5 protein-coding genes and 1 pseudogene are annotated in these 5,678 nt (G+C 70.7%); all 6 read right to left on the bottom strand.

Features of this window, described 5'->3' with window-relative positions; all coding sequences use genetic code 11:
* Positions 1-302: pseudogene (locus AC1D12_RS22815) on the bottom strand (branched-chain amino acid ABC transporter permease); the annotation flags it as partial.
* 16 nt (positions 303-318) lie between these two features.
* Positions 319-1,458, bottom strand: coding sequence for an ABC transporter substrate-binding protein (locus AC1D12_RS22810; protein ID WP_477825513.1), 1,140 nt, complete (start codon positions 1,456-1,458; stop codon positions 319-321).
* Positions 1,455-1,907 (bottom strand): acyl-CoA thioesterase, encoded by a 453-nt coding sequence (locus AC1D12_RS22805; protein WP_477825512.1) that lies wholly within the window; start codon positions 1,905-1,907, stop codon positions 1,455-1,457. The genes AC1D12_RS22810 and AC1D12_RS22805 overlap by 4 nt, the downstream gene beginning before the upstream one ends.
* Complete coding sequence (locus AC1D12_RS22800; RefSeq protein ID WP_477825511.1) at positions 1,904-3,754, bottom strand: feruloyl-CoA synthase; 1,851 nt, start codon at positions 3,752-3,754, stop codon at positions 1,904-1,906. The genes AC1D12_RS22805 and AC1D12_RS22800 overlap by 4 nt, the downstream gene beginning before the upstream one ends.
* On the bottom strand, positions 3,751-4,524 hold the full coding sequence (locus AC1D12_RS22795) for a crotonase/enoyl-CoA hydratase family protein (RefSeq protein ID WP_477825510.1): 774 nt from the start codon (positions 4,522-4,524) through the stop codon (positions 3,751-3,753). The genes AC1D12_RS22800 and AC1D12_RS22795 overlap by 4 nt, the downstream gene beginning before the upstream one ends.
* An 80-nt stretch (positions 4,525-4,604) precedes the next feature.
* The coding region (boxA, locus tag AC1D12_RS22790) for a benzoyl-CoA 2,3-epoxidase subunit BoxA (protein ID WP_477843033.1) at positions 4,605-5,678 on the bottom strand (1,074 nt) is incomplete at its 5' end.

Genomic DNA, 5,678 nt, shown 5'->3' with positions numbered 1-5,678 from the left:
GCCAGCGACCGCCCGGCATCGCGCACGATGCGGCCGGCGGCCCGGCCTTCGCGCGCGGCCGCGACCGCATCGCGCAGCGCCGCCAGCACGGCCAGCGCGGCCAGCAGCCACACCGTGCCGGGCAGCTTGCCCATCTGCAGCATCGCGAGCGTCAGCGCGCCGTACGCGACGAACTCGCCCTGCGGGATGAAGATCACCCGCGTGACCGCGAACACCAGCACCAGCGCGAGCGCCAGYAGCGCGTAGACCGCACCGCTGGTCGCGCCGTCGAGCAGCAGGATGCCCGCGATCGAGAGGTCCATCAGCGGCAGATCAGCGTCACTTGACGACTTCCCAGTCGCCGTTGACGACCTTCAGCAGCACGCCGGTGTCGGGCGTGAAGCCGAAGTGATCGGCCGCGGTGTAGTTCAGCACGCCCTGCGACACCGGGATGCGGCCGGCCGTCTCCAGCGCCTCCTTCAGCGCGGCGCGGAATTCCTTCGTGCCGGGCCTGGCCTTCTTCAGCGCCATCGGGATGATCTTCTCGAGCACGATCGCCGCATCGAACGCATGCGCGCCGAACTGGTTCGCGCTCTTCGCACCGAACGCCTTCTCGTACTGCTCGATGAAGCGCATGCCGATCGCCTTGCTCGGGTTGCTGTCGGGCAGCTTGGGCGCCACMAGCGCCGGGCCGGACGAGACGAACGAGCCTTCGACGTCCTTGCCGCCGACGCGGATCAGGTCGAGCGTGGCCGCGCCATGCGTCTGGTAGATCCTGCCCTTCGGGTAGCCGCGCTCGACCAGGCCCTTGTGCGGCATCGCCGCGCCGCTGCCCGAGGCCGCGATCAGGATCGCATCCGGGTTCGCGCCGACCAGCTTCAAGGCCTGGCCGGTGATGCTGGTGTCGGCCCGCGCGAAGCGCTCGACGCCGACGCTCTTGATGCCGGCCGCGGTGGCCTGCGCGGTGATGTCCTTCAGCCAGGCCTCGCCGTACGCATCGGCGTAGCCGACGAAGCCGAAGGTCTTCACGCCGGTCTTCTTCCAGTGCTCGACGATCGGGATCGCCATCACCGCGGTCGACTGCGGCAGCCGGAAGGTCCAGGCACCCTTGCCCTCGGGCAGCGGGATCGGCGACAGCGCCAGCTGCACCGTCTGCGCCTCGGCCGCCACGTCCGACATCGCGATCGCGATCGGCGTCGCCGACGAACCGACGATGAGGTCGACCTTGTCCTCGGTGACGAAGCGGCGCGCGTTCTTGACGCCGACGGTCGGGTCGGTCGCGTCGTCGAGCACGATCACGTTGAGTTTCTCGCCGGCGATCGTCGCGGGCCACAGGCTGATGCCGTTCTTGCTCGGAATGCCGAGCGCCGAGGTCGGGCCGGTCAGCGGGACGCTGACGCCGATCGTCACGTCGGCCTGTGCGCCGGCCGCGAGGGTGGCCAGCGCGGCAGCGGCCAGCCAGGTCTTCAGGTGCTTCATGGGGGTGTCTCCGTTCGGGGTCGTGATGCTGCCTGACACAGCGCGCGGATGTCATCCGGCACTGCCATGGACTTCAGTTTTCCGGTGGCATCGCGGGTCACGAAGATGCGCGTTTCGCGGCCCTCGCAGACCAGCTCGCCGTCGCGCATGACGCGGTGCAACTGCACGAAGGCCTTGCCGTGCCAGGCCTCGATGCAGGTCTCGATCTGGATCGTCTCGCCGTAGGTGACCGACTGGATGAAGCGCGTGTGGATCTCCAGCAGCGGCGTGCCGACGATGCCGCGCGTCTTCTCGAGCACGCGCCACGGCGGCACGCCGCATTGCATGAAGAACGACAGCGAGGCCGCATCCATCCAGCGCGAGAAGTTCGGGAAGAAGACGATGCCGGCCGGGTCGCAGTCGCCGAAGTTCACGGCGACGGTGTGCGTGGTGGTGCGGGATTCGCTCATGCGCGTGCGGGGACGAAGAGGCCGGGTGCGCTGCCGGCGTGCAGTTGCTCGACGAGCGCGGCCCGACAGGCCAGCACCGCGCGCTGGTTGATCGATCCCTTGTCCGTGACCTCGCCCCGGTCGATCGCCGGCGGCTCGGCCAGCAGCAACGCACGGGCGACGCGCGTCGCACTGCCGGTGCCGGTGTCGTGCAGCGCGTCGAGCCAGTGCTGGAAGAACGCACGCACCGGCGGTGCGGCCAACACCTCGGCGAGCGGCGCATCGGCCGGCAAGCCCGCGAGCACCCGGCAGCGGTCGGCGCGCGGGAACACCAGCAGCCCGATCTCGTTGCGGTTCAGTCCGGTGACGACCACGTCCTGCACGCACGGGTCGCCGACCGCGATCGCGCGGGCGCGCAGCGGGCCGACCGACACGAAGGTGCCGGTCGCGAGCTTGAAGTCCTCGGCGATGCGGCCGTCGAACGCGAGGCCGCGCTGCGGGTCGGCCGGGTCGACCAGGCGCACCGCATCGCCGCTCGCGTAGAAGCCTTCGTCGTCGAAGTGCGCGGTGGACGGCAGGCGCCAGTAGCCCGGCGCGACGTTCGGCCCGCGGTAGCGCAGCTCGGCCTTGTCGCCGCTCGGCACCAGCTTCAGCTCGATGCCCGGTGCCGGCAGGCCGATGTGGCCGGAGCGCACGTCGCCGCCGTTGGCGCAGATCGCGAACGGCGCGGTCTCGGTCATGCCGAGCCCCGTCAGCATCCGGATGCGTTCGCCGCAGGCAGCCTCGGCCAGCCGGTCGAGCTGGTCCCACACCGGCTGCGAGAGCCCGGCGCCGGCGAAGAAGAACATCTGCACGCGGCTGAACAGCGTGTCGCGCAGCGCGGCGTCGTGCTCCAGCGCGTTGGCGATCTCCTCGAAGCCCTTCGGCACGTTGAAGTAGACGGTGGGTGCGATCTCGCGCAGGTTGCGCAGCGTGTGGCCGATCAGCGCCGGCGTCGGCTTGCCGTCGTCGATGTACAGCGTGCCGCCGTTCCAGATCGTCAGCCCGACGTTGTGGTTGCCGCCGAAGGTGTGGTTCCACGGCAGCCAGTCGACCAGCACCGGCGGCGTCTCGCCGAGGCACGGGAAGCACTGCAGGATCATCTGCTGGTTGCTGCACAGCATGCGCTGCGTGTTGATCACACCCTTGGGCGCCTGCGTCGAGCCGGAGGTGAACAGGATCTTCGCGATGGTGTCGGGGCCGACGCGGGCGTGCGCCTCGTCGACCGCGTCGGTGGGCGTCGTCGCGAGCAGGTCGGCGAACTGCAGCGCATGGCGGCCCTCGACCGCGCCGGTGGCGAGCGTGAGCGGTGTTCCGGCCGGCAGCGCCGCATCGATCGCCCGCGCGTAGGCGCTGCCGTTCGCGGCGAACACCAGCCCCGGCGTCAGCGCCCCGAGGATGTGGCGCAGCTTCGCATGGTCCTGCGACAGCAGCGAATAGGCCGGCGAGATCGGCGCGCACGGCACGCCGGCCCACATCGCGCCGAGCATCAGCAGCAGGTGTTCGAGGTCGTTGTCGGAGAGGATGGCCAGCGGCCGCTCAGGGCCGAGCCCGATGTCGAGCAGCGCCTGCGCGATGCTGCGCGCGCCGTGCACCGCATCGCGGTAGCTCAGGTGCCGCCAGATGCCTTGCGCGTCGCGCTTCGCGGCGAGCGTGCGGTCGGGGGCCTTCGCGGCCCATTGCTGCAGGCGATCGGTCAGGCGCAGCGGGTGCGGCAGCAGCGGTTCGGTCGATGCGATGCGCAGGCTGCCGTCGTCACGCGGCGTGAAGCGTGCGGAGAGCGAGCCGCCGAGCGCCACCCGTCGATAACGAGGCAGCGCGGTGCTCATGACTTCGCAACCTTGCCGGCCTTGCCGTCGAGGAAGTCGCGCATGCGCTGCTTGGCCGCATCGTCGGCCTGCGCGATCGCGGCCATCAGCGATTCGGTGAACAGCCCGGCCGCCTGGCCCTGCTCGGCGATGCGCGGCAGCGCGTGCATCACCGCGAAGTTCGACAACGGCGCGTTCGACGCGATCTTGCGCGCCAGCTCGAACGCGGTCGCGAGTCCCTGCCCGTCGTCGACCAGGTACTGCGACAGCCCGATGCGCTGGCCTTCCTCGGCATCGTGCACGCGGCCGGTGAGCATCATGTCGCTCATGCGGGCGACGCCGATCAATCGCGGGATGCGTGCCGAGCCGCCGCCGCCGACAAACAGCCCGCGCTGGCCTTCGGGCAGGCCGTAGAAGCTGCTGCGCTCGGCGACGCGGATGTGCGCTGCGCTCGCGAGCTCGAGCCCGCCGCCGACCACCGCGCCGTGCAGCACCGCGACCACCGGCACACGGCCGAACTGGATCTGCTCGAAGGCGGCATGCCACGAGCGCGAATGCAGGATGCCTTCGGCGGCGCTGCGCTCCCCGAGCTCCGACAGGTCGAGCCCGGCGCAGAAATGCGTGCCCTCGCCGCTCAGCACCACGGCGCGCACGCCGGCATCGAAGCCGGCGAAGGTGCGCTGCAGCTCGGCGATCAGCGCATCGTTCAGCGCATTGCGCTTGGCGGGGCGCGCCAGGCGCACGTGGGTGACCGGGCCGTCACTCGAAACGTTCAACAGGGAGGTGCTCACGACCGGAGGTGGTTGAAGCCTGGATGGTTATGAGTCTTAAGCAAATGGCCGCCGGTCACAGCAGCAAATACCCGTACACCTCAATACGTCTCGACGTGGAAGCGCCCCTCGTCCACCAGCCGCTGGTGCAGCAGCGGCCAGTCGAGCCCCGCCCCGGCGCAGATGTCGGCCAGCGCGTCCAGCACGCCGGTCTCCATGCCCTTCAGCCCGCACAGGTAGAGGCAGGTGTCGCCGCGCAGCAGCAGGGCAATGTCGGCGGCGCGCTCGCGCATCAGGTCCTGCACGTAGCGGCGCGGCTGCCCCGGCACGCGCGAGAACGCGAGCGAGGTGTCGATGAACGAGGCCGGCAGCTTGGTCAGCGGCCCGAAGTACGGCAGCTCCTCCGGCCGGCGCGCGCCGAAGAACAGCATCAGCCCGCCGTAGACCGGCTTGCCCGCCGTCATCAGCCGGCGCCGGTGCTCGGTCATCGCCCGCATCGGCGCCGCGCCGGTGCCGGTGCACACCATCAACAGGTTCGAGCCTGCATGGTTGGGCATCAGGAAGCGGTCGCCGAACGGGCCGCAGACCTGCACCGTGTCGCCCTTGCGCAGGTCGCACAGGTAGTTCGACGCGACGCCGTGCACCGGCCGGCCGTCATGGTCGCTCGTGACCCGCTTCACCGTCAGCGACACGTTGTTGTAGCCCTCGCGCTCGCCGCTGCGCGGGCTCGCGACCGAGTACATGCGCAGGTAGTGCGGCTTGCCGGCGCCATCGACGCCGGGCGGCACGATGCCGATCGACTGGCCCTCGAGCAACGGAAAGAACTGCGTGCCGARATCGAGCACCAGGTGGTGGATGTCGCCCTCGGCGTCGGCCGCGGTCAGCCGGAAGTTGCCGGCCACCGTCGCCTGCACCGGCTTCTTCAGCGTGTGCAGGTTCAGGTAGGGATGCGCGGCCGACCACGGCGGCCGCGGCGAGCTGGGCGACACCGCGGCGTTCGCCTGCGGCGGCACCTCGGACGCGGGCGACACACCCACGCCACCGCCTGCCTCCGCCGGCGCCTGCGCGAGCGCCGGCACCTCCTGCTTCGGCGGCAGCTCGTCCCAGCCGAACTGCGCCTCGATCGAGTAGGCCGCCGCCTTCGGCACCGGGTGCCAGTGGTCGATGCTGCCGGT

Source organism: Rhizobacter sp. P1_G5 (assembly GCF_056405435.1).
Note: the sequence above shows the minus strand (reverse complement) of the source record. Positions and strands in the feature narration are given on the sequence as shown.